Source organism: Microvirga zambiensis WSM3693, from assembly GCF_016735695.1.
In the GTDB taxonomy this organism is placed as follows: Bacteria; Pseudomonadota; Alphaproteobacteria; order Rhizobiales; family Beijerinckiaceae; genus Microvirga; species Microvirga zambiensis.
The window spans coordinates 97,762-114,173 of record NZ_JAERQD010000015.1; the positions used below are offsets into that span (position 1 = coordinate 97,762).

General features: G+C 61.8%; 16 protein-coding genes. 13 read left to right on the forward strand and 3 right to left on the reverse strand.

The features are described from left to right. The first annotated feature begins 7 nt into the window (after positions 1-7). A complete protein-coding gene (locus JKL46_RS13665) occupies positions 8-385 on the forward strand; it encodes a hypothetical protein (RefSeq protein ID WP_201833621.1) in 378 nt (125 codons plus the stop codon). Between the two features lie 148 nt (positions 386-533). Here JKL46_RS13665 and JKL46_RS13670 read toward each other — a convergent pair whose 3' ends face one another. Both JKL46_RS13670 and JKL46_RS13675 read right to left on the reverse strand, forming a co-directional pair. Beyond that, positions 534-1,169: a response regulator gene (locus JKL46_RS13670; RefSeq protein WP_201833623.1), complete on the reverse strand. Its 636-nt coding sequence runs from the start codon at positions 1,167-1,169 to the stop codon at positions 534-536. Further along, positions 1,162-2,580: a sensor histidine kinase gene (locus tag JKL46_RS13675; protein ID WP_201833624.1), complete on the reverse strand. Its 1,419-nt coding sequence runs from the start codon at positions 2,578-2,580 to the stop codon at positions 1,162-1,164. Before JKL46_RS13675 ends, JKL46_RS13670 begins: the two co-directional genes overlap by 8 nt. 365 nt (positions 2,581-2,945) lie before the next feature. Here JKL46_RS13675 and JKL46_RS13680 point away from each other — a divergent pair, with 365 nt between their 5' ends. Continuing rightward, positions 2,946-3,665 (forward strand): LuxR C-terminal-related transcriptional regulator, encoded by a 720-nt coding sequence (locus JKL46_RS13680; protein WP_201833625.1) that lies wholly within the window; start codon positions 2,946-2,948, stop codon positions 3,663-3,665. 116 nt (positions 3,666-3,781) lie between these two features. On the opposite strand, the gene JKL46_RS13685 is transcribed toward JKL46_RS13680, so the two are convergent. Continuing rightward, the gene (locus JKL46_RS13685; RefSeq protein ID WP_201833626.1) at positions 3,782-4,255 is read right to left on the reverse strand and encodes an Lrp/AsnC family transcriptional regulator; all 474 of its coding nucleotides are present in this window, start codon (positions 4,253-4,255) and stop codon (positions 3,782-3,784) included. Positions 4,256-4,317: 62 nt separating this feature from the next. Between JKL46_RS13685 and ehuR the strand changes: the two genes are divergently transcribed. The 11 genes from ehuR (at position 4,318) to JKL46_RS13740 (ending at position 16,324) form a co-directional block, all read left to right on the forward strand. After that, positions 4,318-5,778: a MocR-like ectoine utilization transcription factor EhuR gene (ehuR, locus tag JKL46_RS13690; RefSeq protein WP_201833627.1), complete on the forward strand. Its 1,461-nt coding sequence runs from the start codon at positions 4,318-4,320 to the stop codon at positions 5,776-5,778. A gap of 172 nt (positions 5,779-5,950) precedes the next feature. Then, complete coding sequence (eutB, locus tag JKL46_RS13695; protein WP_201833628.1) at positions 5,951-6,937, forward strand: hydroxyectoine utilization dehydratase EutB; 987 nt, start codon at positions 5,951-5,953, stop codon at positions 6,935-6,937. Continuing rightward, positions 6,937-7,950, forward strand: coding sequence for an ectoine utilization protein EutC (eutC, locus tag JKL46_RS13700; RefSeq protein WP_201833629.1), 1,014 nt, complete (start codon positions 6,937-6,939; stop codon positions 7,948-7,950). Before eutB ends, eutC begins: the two co-directional genes overlap by 1 nt. After that, on the forward strand, positions 7,947-9,128 hold the full coding sequence (doeA, locus tag JKL46_RS13705) for an ectoine hydrolase DoeA (protein WP_425493266.1): 1,182 nt from the start codon (positions 7,947-7,949) through the stop codon (positions 9,126-9,128). Before eutC ends, doeA begins: the two co-directional genes overlap by 4 nt. A gap of 5 nt (positions 9,129-9,133) precedes the next feature. Further along, positions 9,134-10,138, forward strand: a complete 1,005-nt coding sequence (gene doeB, locus JKL46_RS13710; protein WP_425493267.1) for a N(2)-acetyl-L-2,4-diaminobutanoate deacetylase DoeB — start codon at positions 9,134-9,136, stop codon at positions 10,136-10,138. 87 nt (positions 10,139-10,225) lie between these two features. Then, positions 10,226-11,077 carry an ectoine/hydroxyectoine ABC transporter substrate-binding protein EhuB gene (gene ehuB / locus JKL46_RS13715; protein WP_201833635.1) on the forward strand — a complete coding sequence of 284 codons (852 nt, stop codon included), beginning with the start codon at positions 10,226-10,228 and terminating at the stop codon, positions 11,075-11,077. Between the two features lie 75 nt (positions 11,078-11,152). Continuing rightward, positions 11,153-11,818 (forward strand): ectoine/hydroxyectoine ABC transporter permease subunit EhuC, encoded by a 666-nt coding sequence (gene ehuC / locus JKL46_RS13720; RefSeq protein WP_201833637.1) that lies wholly within the window; start codon positions 11,153-11,155, stop codon positions 11,816-11,818. After that, positions 11,815-12,507, forward strand: coding sequence for an ectoine/hydroxyectoine ABC transporter permease subunit EhuD (gene ehuD, locus JKL46_RS13725; protein ID WP_201833639.1), 693 nt, complete (start codon positions 11,815-11,817; stop codon positions 12,505-12,507). Before ehuC ends, ehuD begins: the two co-directional genes overlap by 4 nt. Beyond that, positions 12,504-13,271: an ectoine/hydroxyectoine ABC transporter ATP-binding protein EhuA gene (gene ehuA / locus JKL46_RS13730; protein ID WP_201833641.1), complete on the forward strand. Its 768-nt coding sequence runs from the start codon at positions 12,504-12,506 to the stop codon at positions 13,269-13,271. Before ehuD ends, ehuA begins: the two co-directional genes overlap by 4 nt. A gap of 132 nt (positions 13,272-13,403) precedes the next feature. After that, positions 13,404-14,918, forward strand: coding sequence for an NAD-dependent succinate-semialdehyde dehydrogenase (locus tag JKL46_RS13735; RefSeq protein ID WP_201833643.1), 1,515 nt, complete (start codon positions 13,404-13,406; stop codon positions 14,916-14,918). A gap of 14 nt (positions 14,919-14,932) precedes the next feature. Then, positions 14,933-16,324 carry an aspartate aminotransferase family protein gene (locus JKL46_RS13740; RefSeq protein ID WP_201833645.1) on the forward strand — a complete coding sequence of 464 codons (1,392 nt, stop codon included), beginning with the start codon at positions 14,933-14,935 and terminating at the stop codon, positions 16,322-16,324. The last annotated feature ends 88 nt before the right edge of the window (positions 16,325-16,412 follow it).

Consider the following 16,412-nt stretch of genomic DNA (forward strand, 5'->3'; position numbering starts at 1 on the left):
AAGAGTCATGCAAGGGGACGATCTTTTCCCGATCAAACGTTTCAGCCAGCGGGTGCAGGAAAGCATATTGGAGGAATTCGGAGGGCGATGCCCCTCTGCCTCCGAGGTGGCGCAGGTTCCGGACCCCCGTTTGCTCAAACTACCGGGCTTCGGGCCGAAAACCCTTCGAAAAATCAGGTCCGTTACCGAATGCGGGAATCGAATCGCCGGCGAAGCGATTGTGCAATCCAGTACACGTCTCCAATCGGAGCTGGAGCAACTGGGAAGGGAAATCGGCGTCCTTCAGGATGAATTCCACCGCCGGCAGCGGGAGCTCGTCAGCAGGCTGGAGCTGATTTCGTCGGAGCTGGTCTTACGTTGGTCCGAATGCCAGCGAAAGGCATAGGCGATGGCCTCCGGTCCCGGTCGAATTGTCGCGAAACCCGCGAGTTGGAAGAAACGTAACGATTAGAATAAATGGAAAAGAGATCGGCGATTGCCGATCTCTCTTTCTCTCACGCTGAGACACTCAGCACTCTCTGGATTTACCCGCGCTACAAGTCACCCCATTCCCGCTTCGCAAGCAGCGCCGCCTCGACCCGGTTCTTGACGTTGAGCTTTTTCAGAATGTTTCCGACGTGGAACTTGACTGTCTTCTCCGTCACTTCCAGTCGCTCGGCGATCTCGCGGTTGGTGAGGCCCGCCAGAATCAAGCGCAATGTGCGCTCCTCACTTTCGGATAGAGAGGATATCGGATCTACCCCTGCCTGCGCTTTGCTTGAGAGCAGTCGGAGAGCCAGGTTGGGAGAAATGAAAGAGCCGTCGGCTCTCACGCTCTTTACGGCAGCGATCAACTCCGGAGCCTTGATCCCTTTAAGGAGATAGCCGACGGCTCCAGCATCCAATGCGCGCGTCACGTCATCATCATCTTCAGAGACCGTCAGCATTACGACCTGTGGAGGCGATGGCAGGCTGCAGATCGCGCGCGCTGCTTCTATTCCATCGCCCGGCATCGAGATGTCGAGCAGGATGAGATCGAGTTCATGCGCTTTCACGAGCTCGATGGCATCCGTCGCCGAAGCTCCCTCCCCTACAACTTCGATCATATCATCTAGCGTGAGTGCCCGGATCACTCCGGCTCGCAACAGCGAGTGATCATCCACGACCGCGACGCGGGTTCTTTCAGCCATCCTGCTCCTCATCGGCAATGACAACACTCATTTCGACAGTGGTTCCACCATCCGTGAGATGAGTAACACGGAAGATGCCGCCGAGGCTCTCGACACGATCCCTCAGGCCGACAAGCCCCAAACCTGAGTCCGGGTTGGCCAGCTCGATAGGGCCGTCGCCTCCCTCATCCTGCACCACGACGCTCAAGACGGAATCTTCCAGCTTGCAGGTCACCCGCTGACCGTTGCCGCCCGCGTGGCGGAACGCATTGTTCAGCCCCTCCTGGAGGACCCGGTAAACGCAGATCTTGATCGCATGCGTAAGCGGATGGGAGATCTCGTCGCAATGGACGGTCACTTTGGTCCCCGTGCGCCGTTCGTGATTGGTGACCACCTGCTTTACGACAGCTGCAAGCGGCAGGTCCTCGATTTCCGGCAGCATCAGACCCTTCGAGGTCGTTCGGATATCGCGAAGAGCGTCCGAAAGAGCAGCTTCAAGGGAAGCCAGCTCCTCCTCACGCTGAGCGTTCGTGCGCGCTCGCCGCACATGTTCTACACTGAGCGCGGCAAAGCCGATGAGTTGCGCCGGGCCATCATGCAGATCGGCACCGATCCTGCGCAGATAGTTTTCCGTCAGCTCCGCTACGCGGCCCGACGCGCGCTGGGATCGTTCCTTGAGAAGCCGGTTATGCTGGGAGGCCTGCTCGATCTCGATCAGCCGTCCGCGAAGCTGATGCTGCTGCGAAAGAATGAGCTGGTTGCCTCGATAAACGATGCCGAACAGGCCGATCATGATGATCGACGTCGCACCGGCGACGGCAAGCCATGTCTTGAACCGCAGCCACCAAAGTTCATGTTCGAGCTGCTGGGTGCTTTCATGAATCTCGGCAACCGCGATCACGCGGCCGGAATAGTGCTCTCGAACGGGAACGTAGATCTCAAGGTATTTGGTGTCGATGCCCCGATCCAGATGCTCCCTGGCATCGAGGTTGGCATACTGAGCCGATATCTCGCCTCTCAAGGCCACGATCAGGCCGTCGGGCGGCGTAAATCTTCGCCCGATCAAATTTTCCGTCGTCGAATAGGCGACAAGCCCGCCCTCTTTCCAGATTTCAAGATAGGGAAATCGCTGCTTGAAATGGTCAGCGTTGAGAAGTTCGTTGAGTTCATCCCGCTCCTCAGGAGGCAGGATATCTTCTGTCGCCAGAGCATGGGCCAGCGGAGAGACGAAGCTGTCCATGAGGAGGGCGGTCGAGGAAGCCGTATTCTCGATCGTCGTTCTCGACGCGATCTCCGCGATGAACAGTCCGGCCGCCAACATCGCGACGAGCATGATCACACCGCCTGTCAGCACGAACTGGCGGGTCAGGCTCATGGTCGCCCAGATCGTGGTCTTGCGCCCTACCCTTGCTGGTGGCGCCAACTCGGACATTCGTTCCTCGGAATTCGATTTGAGAGCTAAAGATTAATCAGCCGGGAATGTCTCCACAATTGACGTTGGTCCGATACGCATACGGACCTTAGTCCAGGGAAATGGCGTGTTCAGATGCGCTCAGTGACAGAAATTCGCCACTAGTTCAATGGTTTAATGGGTCGCATGCAACGGAGCAAAATTCTCAAATGAAATGTTGTTATGATTAAAGACAGTACTCGATCTTACCTCCGATGGATTAACTCTTCCTGAGCCTGCGATAGCCATCCTGTGCCAAGGACGGCAGCACAACTTCTAGATACTGTCCCAAAATGCGCACTTCGGCAAAGCTTGGCTTGCCCTCGAGGTGTGCGGGGGGACATTTGATGAAATTGATTTCGCTTGCCCTGATCGACGATCAGCCGATCGTCGTTGAGGGGCTGAGGCATGCTCTTGGATCGCAGGATGCTTTCGAGATTGTAGCGACAGGCGCAACATCACGAGAGCTCCGCGACGTTGCGGAGCAATTTCGTCCCGATCTGATTATCATAGGTTTATCGCCATCGGATGGCGCATTGCAGACGATCTCCGAGACCAAGGCCAAATTCCCGAGCATCAAGATCGTGGTGTTCACGGCAGATCCCGACGTGGAGCACGCCGTGAGCGCTCTCGAAGCGGGAGCACAGGGTTATGTGTCGAAGTCCTGCCAGTTGGATGAACTTCTTCACGCGGTTTCGGCGGCGATCGCCGGAGAAACCTACATATCCCGGAATTTCGCAAGCAGGGTTCTGACCGCGCTGCGCAGCGCTTCCCTGCGCAAGGTTACCGTCGAAGCGCTCAAGCTGAGCGCGCGCGAGAACCAGATCGTTCGGCTCCTGCTCGACGGAAAGACCAACCGGGAGATGTCGTTCGATCTCGGCATCACGGAGAGAACCGTCAAACACTACATGACGATCCTGATGCAGAAGCTGAATGCTCGAAACCGAGTGGAAGCCGTGATCGCAGCACAAAATCTCGGGCGCCCTGCGGCATCAGGCACCAAGAGAAGCGGCTTCGGCCGCCTTGATCAGCCATACGCGACTTCCGACCGCTCCTATCATTCATGATGCGGGTCGGCGCAAATCCGGCGCCGACCGTCTTTTGACGCGACCATGACCAGCGGTCATTTCAAGCCACATGCGCCATGGCGGAAGGTCTCAACCTTTCCTTTCCCGATACTGCTTCAGTCATCGATGAAGAGGCCATGAAAAGCGTCACTGGCTTTCACGTTCTTCGTCACGACATAGGTAAAATACCGCTCGATCCCCAGATTGAGTTGCAGAAGCCGGTCGATCAACCTTTGATAGTCATCAATATCGGCTGAAACAACCTTAAGCATATAGTCTATCCCCCCGCCGGTCGCGTCACAGGAAATCACGGCCGGCTCCTTGAGGATTGCCGCCTCGAATCGCTGAAAATCGGCCTGGTGGTGGCTTTTGAGGGTGATCTCCACCAGGACCGTCGTGCGTCGCAAGAACTTGTCGGAATTGATCCGGGCCGTGTAGCCGGCAATGACCCCGTTCTTCTCCAACCGGCTGAGACGCTCCCAGCAGGCCGTCGGCGATAGATTGACGGCCTCGGCCAGCCGAAGCTTGGTCATCCGGCCGTCACCCTGAAGCACGGACAGAATTTTAAGGTCGATCTTGTCGAGTTTCATGACTTTCCCAAGCTCTTGGCGCATTGTAATGATTACCTATGCTATCCTCCTGAGACAATGCCATGCGCGAGCCCCCTCGCCCTTTGATCGACCACCGCCCTTCCGACGCCCCACACGACGCTGCCGCCGAGGACTGGCGCCCCGTATTGGTGAAGCGCAAGGGGGCGACGAAGCACAAGCTTCTGACGGAACGGATCATTGCGGATATCGATACCGACGTTCTGCGCCCTCATACACGCATGCCGACCCATCGCGACCTCGCGCGCCGGCTCGGGGTATCGGTGCAGACCGTGAGCCTCAGCTACAAGGAGGCTGAGCAGCGGGGCTACCTGCGGGGCGAGGTCGGCCGTGGCACCTTCGTCCGCAGCCGTGTAACGGAAAAGGCCGACCGCTTCATGCTCGACCGCGACCCCGGGGAGATCGTCGACCTCTCGATCATCCGGGCCGTCTATACGGAAGCGCATGAGCGCGCGTCGCGCGGGGCCATGGGGCAGCTTGCCGAGGGCGACAACAGCGCCTTCATGCGCCCGTGCCGGCCCATCGCGGGATTGGATCGGCACCGGATGGCGGCTCAGGTCTGGTTGAAAGGCCTCGGAGTCGCTCCAAGCAAGGATCGTATCCTCATCACGAACGGCGCCGCCCATGGCCTGTTCCTGGCCATCGCAGCCATCGTTCGGCCGGGCGAGATCGTCCTCACCGAGCACCTCACCGACCACGGCATCATCGGGCTGTCGAACGTTCTCGGATTCACCCTAAGGGGCCTCCCGACGGATCAGGAAGGCGTTCTGGTGGAGGCCTTCGAGGAGGCCTGCCGGGCCGGCGGGGTGAAGGCCCTGGTGCTCGTCCCCTCCCTCGGCAATCCGACCAGCCACGTCATGGGAGCCGAGCGCCGGCTGGCCATTGCCGAGGTCGCGCGCCGTTACGGCGTCTTCGTGGTCGAGGACGAAGTCTACAAGCCGATGCTGGAGACGCCACTTCCTTCGATCACCGAGCTGTTGCCGGATCTCGGCTTCTTCGTCACGAGCTTCACCAAGACGGTCATGACCGGGTTGCGCGTCGGCTATCTCGTGGTTCCGCCCCAATACAGCATCCGGGTTGCCAGCATCCTGCGCGTGACGAGCTGGAGCGCCACGAATCTGCCTGCCGAGATCGCGACCCGATGGATCGAAGACGGCACGGCCCAGGCCCTGATCGACATTCAGCGTCAGGAGGCGCGCGCGCGTCAGGCCCTCGTTGCGGAGTTCCTCGGCGAGCATGTGGCGCAGACCCACCCGCTGTCCCTGTGCGCCTGGCTGAAAGTCCCGACGCGATGGGCTGAGGAAAGTCTCGTGCGGGCCCTCGCCCAGAAGAACATTGCAGTCACGCCGTCAGACCCTTTCATCGCCGGCGGGCATCAATCGGCAGGGATTCGCATCTGTCTCGGCGGTCGGCTGTCACACGCCGCTCTCGGCCGATCGCTGCAGGCGATTGCTCACACGTTCGAGCAACTGCCGCCGGTCTTCGACGTCGGGATAATCGTGTAGCGGAAAAAGCGGCAATTGTTTCATGACAATATAAATATTGACATGATTTAGAGTGCATCGCACCCTCACTTTGTCCTGACAAAGAGATGGCAGGTGCATCGATGATCACAGCACGACTTCTCCGCGAAACGGACAAAACCGGTCTCGCGATCGCTTGTGCGGATTGCTGCGCATGACGATAGGCCTGAACGAAATCGTGCAGGCCCAAGAGCGTATCGCCGATCATCTTCGGCGCACACCCCTGATTTCCTCCGCCGCTCTGACCACCCTTTGCGGTGCCCCGATCCATCTCAAGCTCGAGAGCCGTCAAGCGACAGGCAGCTTCAAGCTCCGCGGTGCGACCAATGCGGTTCTTTCCTTGAGCGATGAGGCGCGGCAGCGCGGGCTCGTGACGGCTTCGACGGGCAATCATGGACGCGCCCTTGCTCATGCCGCCTCAGCTCAAGGCGCGAGAGCCGTCGTCTGCATGTCTGCCTTGGTGCCTGGCAACAAGGTCGATGCAGTGCGGGCACTGGGAGCCGATGTCCGCATCGTCGGACACTCGCAGGACGATGCGCAGCAGGAAGTCGAGAGGCTGGTGACCGAGGCAGGCCTGACGGAAATTCCGCCGTTCGATCATGCCGCCGTCATTGCCGGCCAGGGCACCATCGGATTGGAAATCTTTGAGGATTGTCCAGGTGTCGACCTTGTTCTCGTTCCTCTCTCCGGCGGAGGGCTGGCGTCCGGCGTGGCCGCGGCGATCAAGGGGAGGCTCCCGCGAGCCCGCGTCATCGGCGTTTCGATGGCTCGCGGCGCGGCCATGCACGAAAGCCTGCGAGCGGGAAAGCCCGTTGCAGTCGAGGAATTGGAAACCCTGGCCGATTCCCTCGGCGGCGGCGTCGGCCTGAACAACCAATACACCTTTGCCATGTGCCGAGACCTTCTCGACGATGTCGTTCTTCTCACCGAGGACGAAATCGCGGAGGGCATCCGCCATGCCTTCGTCGCCGAGGGCGAAATGGTGGAGGGAGCCGGCGCAGTCGGTATCGCCGCTTTATTGGCAAGCAAGGTCGAAGTGAGAGGCCCGACCGTGGTTCTCGTCTCCGGCCGCAACATCGATGAGGCGAGACACCGGCAGCTCGTCAGCCACCGGGAAGATGCAGCTGGAGGGCGCAGCTGATGGCAAGGATGCTCGTTCTCACCGAACCCGATCTCCGCAAGGTCGTCCGGCTCGATGCCAGCGCAGTCGCATGCGTGGAAGATGCCTTCGCGGCTCTCGCCACCAAGCCCGTCGTCATGCCCCCGATCCTGCGGCTCGATATCGCCGAGTATCGCGGCGAGGTCGACGTGAAGACCGCCTATGTGCCGGGCGTCGACGGCTTCGCGATCAAGGTAAGCCCGGGCTTCTTCGATAACCCGAAGCTTGGGCTGCCGAGCCTCAACGGCCTCATGGTCCTGCTGAGCTCGAGAACCGGCCTCGTCGAAGCTTTGCTCCTCGACAATGGTTACCTGACCGACGTGCGTACGGCCGCGGCCGGTGCAGTCGCGGCAAAGCATCTCTCACGTCCAGACGCTCAGGTTGCAGCGATCTTCGGAGCGGGTATCCAGGCGCGGCTGCAGCTCGAGGCGCTCACCCTGGTGCGACCGATCACGCAAGCGCGGATCTGGGCCCGCGACCCCGCCAAGGCGGAGGCAGCTGCGAGAGAACTGACCGCCTCGCTTCGCATTCCGGTTAAGGCCGTCTCGGCGCCGAAAGATGCCTGTGACGGGGCGGACATCATTGTCACCACGACACCGTCCGAGCATCCGATCCTGAAGGCGGAGTGGCTCCGACCCGGCCAGCATCTGACGGCGATGGGCTCCGATTCCGAGCACAAGAACGAGATCGAGTCCGCTGCATTAACCCAAGTGACCTATATCGCCGACAGCGTCGCTCAGACACGGCGTCTTGGCGAATTGCATCACGCCATCCAGGCGGGCCTGATTGCGCCGGATCAAACCTTTGGCGAGCTGGGTCAGGTGATTGCCGGACAGATCCCGGGCCGTGAAAGCCCTGACGCCATCACCCTCTGCGACCTAACCGGCACCGGCGTGCAGGACACCGCCATCGCTACCCTCGCCCGCCGGCGCGCCATGGATGCTGGCGCCGGATGGGCCATCGACACGCAAGAACCAACCGGAGGCACGTCTTGAGCGCACCCAATCTCAACTTCAGCCGAGCGGAATATGCCGAGCGCCTCGCGAAGACGCGCAAAGCCATGGAAAAGGCCGGAATAGACCTGCTGATCGTCACGGATCCATCCAACATGCATTGGCTGACCGGCTACGACGGCTGGTCGTTCTACGTGCATCAATGCGTGCTGGTGCCGCCCGAGGGCGAGCCGGTCTGGTATGGCCGCGGTCAGGACGCCAACGGCGCTAAGCGCACGGCCTACCTCGCCCACGACAACATCATCGGCTATGCGGATCATTACGTTCAATCCACGGAACGCCATCCGATGGACTACCTATCCGCGATCATCGGCGAGCGCGGCTGGGACAAGGGCACCATCGCCGTCGAGATGGACAATTACTATTTCTCGGCAGCGGCCTACCAGTCGCTCGTCAAGCACCTGCCGAATGCGAAGTTCAAGGATTCCCTGTCGCTCGTGAACTGGCAGCGTGCTGTCAAGAGCTCACAGGAGATCGAATACATGAAGGTCGCGGGCCGGATCGTGGAGGCGATGCATGCGCGCATCCTCGACAGGGTCGAGCCGGGCATCCGCAAGAACGATCTCGTTGCCGAGATCTACGACGCGGGTTTGCGCGGTGTCGAAGGTTTCGGCGGCGACTATGCGGCCATCGTGCCGCTTCTTCCGTCCGGCGAGGAGGCCTCTGCCCCCCACCTGACCTGGGACGATAAGCCCATGCGGAGCGGCGAAGGGACGTTCTTCGAGATCGCCGGCTGCTACAAGCGCTATCATTGCCCCCTGTCCCGCACCGTCTTTCTCGGCAAGCCGACCCAAGCCTTCCTCGACGCGGAGAAGGCCGTATTGGAGGGGATGGAGGAAGGCCTCGCGGCGGCAAAGCCCGGCAATGCATGCGAGGACATCGCCAACGCTTTCTTCGCCGTGCTCAAGCGCTACGGCATCGTCAAGGACAACCGCACAGGCTACCCGATCGGGCTGAGCTATCCGCCGGATTGGGGCGAGCGCACCATGAGCCTGCGCCCCGGCGACAGGACGGAACTCCGCCCGGGCATGACCTTCCATTTCATGACCGGCCTGTGGCTCGAGAATATGGGCCTGGAGATCACGGAGAGCATCGTCATCACCGACAAGGGCGTCGAATGCCTCTCCAACGTGCCGCGCAAGCTTTTCGTGAAGTCATGAGCGTCATGCCGCCGATCGAGCGCCCCTCGCCTATTGCAGCCAGCGTCGACTTCGACGCCGACGGGGTGCAGCACGGGTTTTTGCGCCTGCCCTACAGCCGGGACGACTCGGCGTGGGGTTCGGTGATGATCCCGATCACCGTGGTGAAGCGCGGCGAAGGGCCGACGGCCCTGCTCACCGGCGGCAACCACGGCGATGAATATGAAGGCCCAATCGCTCTCTTCGATCTTGCCCGCACTCTCACGGCCGATCGGGTTCAGGGCCGCGTCATCATCGTACCGGCGATGAACTATCCGGCTTTCCGGGCCGGGACCCGGACGTCGCCGATAGACCGCGGCAATCTCAACCGCAGCTTTCCCGGCCGTCCCGACGGCACGGTGACGGAAAAGATCGCGGATTACTTCCAGCGCACCCTGCTGCCGCTGGCCGATCTCGTGCTGGATTTTCACTCAGGCGGCCGCACCCTCGACTTCCTGCCCTATGCGGCCGCGCATGAACTGCCGGACAAGGCGCAGGAGAAGCGCTGCTTCGACGCCGTGGCCGCGTTCGCCGCTCCCTATTCCATGCGGATGATCGAGATCGACGCGGTCGGCATGTACGACACCGCGGCCGAAGACATGGGCAAGGTCTTCGTCACAACCGAGCTGTCGGGTGGCGGCACCGCATCGGCAAGGACGGTGCGGATTGCCAAGCGGGGCACCATGAACGTGCTCAAGCATGCCGGGATCGTCGCCGGAGAGCCGGAGATGGATCCGACGCGCTGGCTCGACATGCCGTCGGCCGAGTGCTTTCGCTTCGCCGAGGATGACGGCCTCGTGGAACCCTGCATCGATCTCGGCGATCCGGTTCGGAAGGGCGACGTCATCGCCCGCATCCATCCTGTCGGCCGCACCGGACAGGTGCCGATGGAATACCGCGCGGCCCTCGATGGCGTTCTCGCGGGACGGCACTTCCCGGGCCTCGTCAAGACAGGCGACTGCCTCGCAGTCGTCGCCACGGTGGAGGACTGATCTTTCGAATTCAAAGACCGCCAGCGCTTCCGCTGCAAGCCGGACCAACCGGCACGCGGGCCCGATAACACCAGAGGAGAAGACCACATGCACAACACTATCCGCTGCGGCATTGCCGCTCTCGCTCTCACGGCAGCCGTTGGAGGTGCTCAGGCGCTTACTCTCGACGAGGTCAAGAGCGCCGGCTACGTTCAGGGCGCGACCGCCAACGAAGTGCCCTACGGCTATATGAAGGAAGACGGTTCCGCCGCCGGAATCGGCCCTGATGTCGCGATCGCCGTGTTCAAGAAGCTGGGCATCAACGAGGTTAACTGGACCGTGACGCCGTTCGGCACGCTGATCCCCGGCCTGAAAGCCCGTCGCTTCGCCCTCGCGGCTGCCGAGCAGAACATCTCGCCGGAGCGCTGCAAGCAGGTCTCCTTCACGGAGCCGAACTCCAGCTACGGCGAGGGCCTGCTGGTGAAGAAGGGCAATCCGAAGAAGCTGACCACCTATGCCGATATCGCGAAGGATCCGTCGCTCAAGGTGGCCGTGGTCTCGGGCGCCAACAACATCGACTTCCTGCGCGCCGTCGGCGTGAAGGACAATCAGATCGTCATCATCCAGGCCAATGCGGATGCGCTCTCCACGGTCCAGACTCGGGCCGATGCCTATGCAGCGACCGAATTGACCGTGTCCAAGCTTGCGGAAGGCGGAAAGGACGTGGAGCAGGTCAAGCCCTTCACGGATCCCATCGTGGATGGCAAGCCCGTCCGCAACTATGGCGGCTTCGCTTTCCGTCCTGAGGACAAGGAACTCCGCGATGCCTACAACACCGCGCTGGTCGAGTTCCGCAAGACCGACGATTACAAGAAGATCCTGACTTCCTACGGCCTCAGCGAGGAAAGCATCAAGGCCGCCATGGCCAAGAACGTCGCCGACCTCTGCGCCGGCAAGTAACTCGCCGGACCTGTTGGACTGCCCGGCCCGAAACTTGCATCTCGGGCCGGGCAGAGCATCGCTAAGGAGTCGCGGATGACCTGGACGCAGTATCTGGCTCCCCTGATGAAGGGCGCGCAGATCACGGTGATGATTTCGCTGACCTCGATCGCATTCGGCACCGTGTTGGCCTTTTTGGCAGGCATTGCCCGCACGTCGAGCAACCCGATCATCTCAGGGATCGCCTTCGTCTATGTCCTGCTGTTTCGGGGCACGCCGCTGCTCGTCCAGCTCTTCTGGTTCTATTATGCTCTCCCCTTGATCGGCGTCTCCTTCGATCCGATCACCACCGGCATCATGGTCCTGTCGCTTCTTACCGGAGCCTTCGGGGCGGAAGTCGTGCGCGGCGCCCTTATGGCGGTGCCGCAAGCGCAGCACGAGGCAGCTCGCGCGCTGAATTTCAGCAAGTTCCACACGCTTTGGCACATCTCCATGCCGCAGGCGATCATCGAGATGATGCCGGCCTTCGGCAATCTGGCGGTCCAGAATCTCAAGGACACGGCGCTCGTGTCGCTCATCTCCATTGCCGATCTGACCTTCCAGGCTCAGTCCTTGCGCAATATCACCCTGGACAGCGCCACGATCTATACCATGACCCTCGCCGGCTACTTCATCATCGCGCTGGGCCTGATGCTCATCATACGCTTCATCGAAGCGAAGCTGCGGCGCGGCGCGGCCTTTCCCCGGAGCGCCCACTCATGATGTACGGCTATGAATGGGACACCTCATCGGCTCTCGCCTTCGCGCTTTCGATTCTGCCGATCCTCGGGATCGGTCTTCTCGTGACCCTGCAGGCGGCGGCGGTCGGCTATGCCATCGCGCTGGTTCTCGGCCTGGTTCTCGCGCTCCTGAGGCGCAGCCGCTACAAGGCGATCTCCTGGACCGTCGCCTGCTTCACCGAGTTCGTGCGCGATACCCCGCTCCTGGTTCAGCTCTTCTTCCTTTACTACGTGCTGCCCGACTTCGGAATCGTCCTGCCAGCCTTCATGACGGGAGCGCTGGCGCTCGGCCTGCAATATTCGGCATATACTTCGGAGGTCTATCGCGGCGGCATCAATGCCATCCAGCGCGGCCAGTGGGAGGCCGCGACGGCCCTGAACCTGACGCGCCTCCAGACCTATCGCGATATCGTGGTGCCGCAGATGATCCCGCGTATCGTTCCGGCGCTGGGCAATTATCTCGTCTCGATGCTGAAGGAGACACCGGTCCTGTCGGTCGTCACCGTGCTCGACATGCTGGCTCTCGCCAACATGATCGGAGAGCGCACGTTCGACTACCTCGTGCCGCTCTCGATGGTCGGTCTGATTTTTCTTCCCATGGTCCTTATCTGCTCGGCTCTCATCCATCTGGTGGAAAGGGCTCTGCCCAAAAGCGGGATTCCCTTGCGATGACATCCATCATTCGCTTTCAGAACGTCACCAAGCGCTTCGGCGCGCTGACGGTCCTGGACAATTTCAACTTCGATGTCCGCCAAGGCGAGAAGGTGACGCTGATCGGTCCGTCCGGCTCCGGCAAATCCACCGTGCTGCGCATCCTGATGACCCTCGAGCCGTTCCAGGAAGGACAGCTAGAACTCGCCGGCATCGGCTACCACGAGAGTCATGGACGGGGTGATTTCAAGGCCAGCGATCGGCACCTGCACAAGATCCGCTCTAATGTCGGCATGGTGTTCCAGAGCTTCAACCTGTTTCCGCACATGACGGTGCTCCGCAACATCGTCGAGGCGCCGGTCGCCGTCCTCAAGATGAAGCGAGAGGAAGCGGAAAGCCGCGCCGTCGAGCTTCTGCGGATGGTCGGTCTGCTCGACAAGAAGGACCAGTACCCGAGCCAGCTTTCCGGCGGGCAGCAGCAGCGTGTCGCGATTGCGAGAGCGCTCGCCATGCGTCCGCGCGTCCTCCTGTTCGATGAGCCCACCTCGGCCCTCGACCCTCAACTCGTGGGAGAGGTGCTGGGCGTGATCCGCAATCTCGCGCAGGAGCATGACCTGACCATGCTGCTTGTCACCCACGAGATGCGCTTTGCGCGCGAGGTGTCCGACCGGGTGTGTTTCTTCGACAAGGGTCGCATCGTGGAGCAAGGTGAGCCGGATCGCTTCTTCACGAACCCGGAACAGCCGCGAACCCGGGAGTTCCTGAGCTCGGTCCTGAATGGCTGAGGCATGACCAGAGAATGTCTCGGCGGCTGCCCTTCAGAACCGAGACTCTCTCGGTCTCAAGGGCGAAGAACCGAAACTCTCTCCCTCGTGAAGCACTAGCCTGCATCGCATCGGTTTTCAGGAGATCACCGCATGAATGCGATGACGCAGACCACGGCCGCTGCCATTCCCTCCAAGGCAGAGATCCATCCGGCCTTGAGCCGCCTGCAGGATGCCCGCCTGCTGCGTGAGATGGCCTATATCGGTGGGCGCTGGACAGGAGCCGCCTCCGACCTCCGCTTCGAGGTTCGCGACCCGGCCTCCGAGCTGGTCGTCGCCAGAGTCGCCCGCCTCGGTGCGAATGAGGCGACGCAGGCCGTCGACGCGGCAGCTCTTGCCCTGCCCGCCTGGAAGGCCCTGATGCCGCAGGAGCGCGCCGCCCGCTTGCGGGCCTGGCATGATCTCATTCTCGATGCCCGTGAGGATCTCGCCCTTCTCATGACCCTTGAACAGGGCAAGCCTCTCTCCGAATCCCTTGGGGAGATCTCCTATGCCGCTTCCTTCGTGGAATGGTACGCGGAAGAGGCGAAGCGCCTCAATGTCGAAAGCGTGACGAGCCATCTGCCGGGCGCGGAGATGCTTGTGCGCCGCGAGCCGCTGGGCGTCGCCGCGTTGCTGACGCCCTGGAACTTCCCCTCCGCCATGCTGACGCGCAAGGCTGCGGCCGCGCTCGCCGCCGGCTGCACGGTGGTGGCTCACCCTTCCTCCTATACGCCTCTTTCCGCCCTCGCCCTGGCGGAACTGGCCGAGCGCGCCGGTCTGCCGGCAGGCGTTTTCAACATCGTCACCGGCGATGCGGAGCCCATCGCCAACCGGTTCTGCGACGATGAACGGGTACGCGTCGTCAGCTTCACCGGTTCGACGGAAATCGGTCGCAAGATCGCCGCCCGCTGCGCCCCGACCATGAAGCGTCTCGTGATGGAGCTCGGCGGCCACGCGCCCCTGATCGTCTTCGACGATGCCGACCTGGACAAAGCCGTGGAGATTGCCATGGCAGCGAAGTTCGCGACATCCGGCCAGGATTGCCTCGCTGCCAACCGCATTTACGTCCAGCGTCCGGTCTACGACGCTTTCTGCGAAGCTTTCGGCAAACGCATCGCCGGGCTGAAGGTCGGCGCGGGCCTGGAGGCGGATACGGAAATCGGCCCGCTGATGCACGCCAATGCGGTCTCCAAGGCACAGGCGCAGATCGACGACGCGGTGAGGCAGGGCGCACGGCGGGTCACGGGAGATGGCGCGACTGTGGGACCTCTCTTCGTCGCGCCGACCCTGCTCACCGATGTGCCGGACGGCGCGCTCATCATGAGCGAGGAGACCTTCGCCCCTATCGCCGCGGTCACTCCGTTCGAGACCGAGGACGAGGTCGTGAGGCGCGCGAACGTGACCGAATACGGCCTCGTCGCCTATGTGGTCACCGAGAACGGCGCCCGGGCGCTGCGGCTCGCCCGCTCGCTGGAATACGGCATGGTCGCCGTCAATCGCGTCAAGATCACGGGAGCGCCGATTCCCTTCGGCGGAATGAAGCAGTCGGGCCTCGGGCGCGAGGGATCCCGCCACGGTCTCGAAGCCTTCACCGACCTGAAATACGTCTGCCTCGACATCAATTGATCCGGAGCCATTCCATGCTGCATGACAACAACAACCTCGACAACGAACTCCACGCCTGGGACAGGGACCATTTCTTCCATCCCTCGACGCATATGGCCCAGCATGCGCGTGGCGAAACGCCGAACCGCATCATCGCTGGCGGCGAAGGCGTTTATATCGTCGATCGTGAGGGCAAGCGCAGCCTCGACGCCTTCGCGGGCCTCTACTGCGTCAATGTCGGATACGGCCGTACCAAGATCACGGACGCCATCGCGGCCCAGGCGGCAACTCTTCCCTATTACCATGCCTATGTCGGGCACGGCTCCGAGCCTTCGATCCGCCTTGCCAAGATGATCATCGACCGCGCTCCGAAGGGCATGAGCCGCGTGTTCTTCGGCTTGTCGGGTTCCGATGCCAACGAGACCAACATCAAGCTTGTCTGGTACATGAACAACGTGCTCGGACGGCCGGAGAAGAAAAAGATCATCTCCCGCTGGCGGGGCTATCACGGCTCGGGCCTGATGAGCGGAAGCCTCACGGGCCTTGCGGCCTTCCACAACCTGTTCGACCTGCCGCGTCCGCCGATTCTGCACACGGAAGCGCCCTATTATTTCCGCCGCCCCGACCGCAACATGTCCGAGGAGGAATTCTCGCAATACTGCGCGGACAAACTGGATGAGATGATCCAGGCCGAAGGTCCGGACACGATTGCCGCCTTCATCGGCGAGCCGGTGCTCGGCACCGGCGGCATCGTCCCGCCGCCGAAGGGCTACTGGGACAAGATCCAGGCGGTTCTCGGCAAATACGACATCCTTCTCATAGCGGACGAGGTGATCACGGGCTTCGGCCGCCTCGGCACCATGTTCGGGTCGGACCATTACGGCATGAAGCCCGACCTGATCACCATCGCAAAGGGTTTGACATCGGCCTACGCGCCGCTCTCCGGCGTCATCGTGTCCGACAAGGTCTGGCGCGTGCTGGAGCAGGGTTCGGACACATACGGCGCGATCGGCCATGGCTGGACCTATTCGTCGCATCCACTCTGTGCAGCGGCGGGCGTTGCGAACCTGGAAGTGGTCGACGAACTCGACCTCGTCGCCAATGCCGGAGAAGTGGGCGCCTATTTCAAGCAGGCGCTCACCGATGCGGTAGGCTCCAACCGCTTCGTCGGTGAGGTGCGTGGCGAAGGCCTGCTGGCCGCCGTCGAGTTCGTGCGCGACCGCGACGATCGAGAGTTCTTCGACGTGTCGGAAAAGGTAGGACCGCGCATCACGGCGGCCCTGCTCGAGCGGGGCGTCATCGGGCGCGCCATGCCGCAGGGAGACATCCTCGGCTTTGCTCCCCCGCTCTGCCTGACGAGGGATGAGGCCGACACGATCGTGGCCGCCACGAAGGGCGCCGTGGAAGCCGTGACCAGGACGCTCTAAAGCGCTTTGTGAGAATGGGCAGGCGAGCGAGCCTGCCCGTTCGACATGCCCTTAGGGAGCGTGTCGCCGGACACGAAACGGGGCTGCG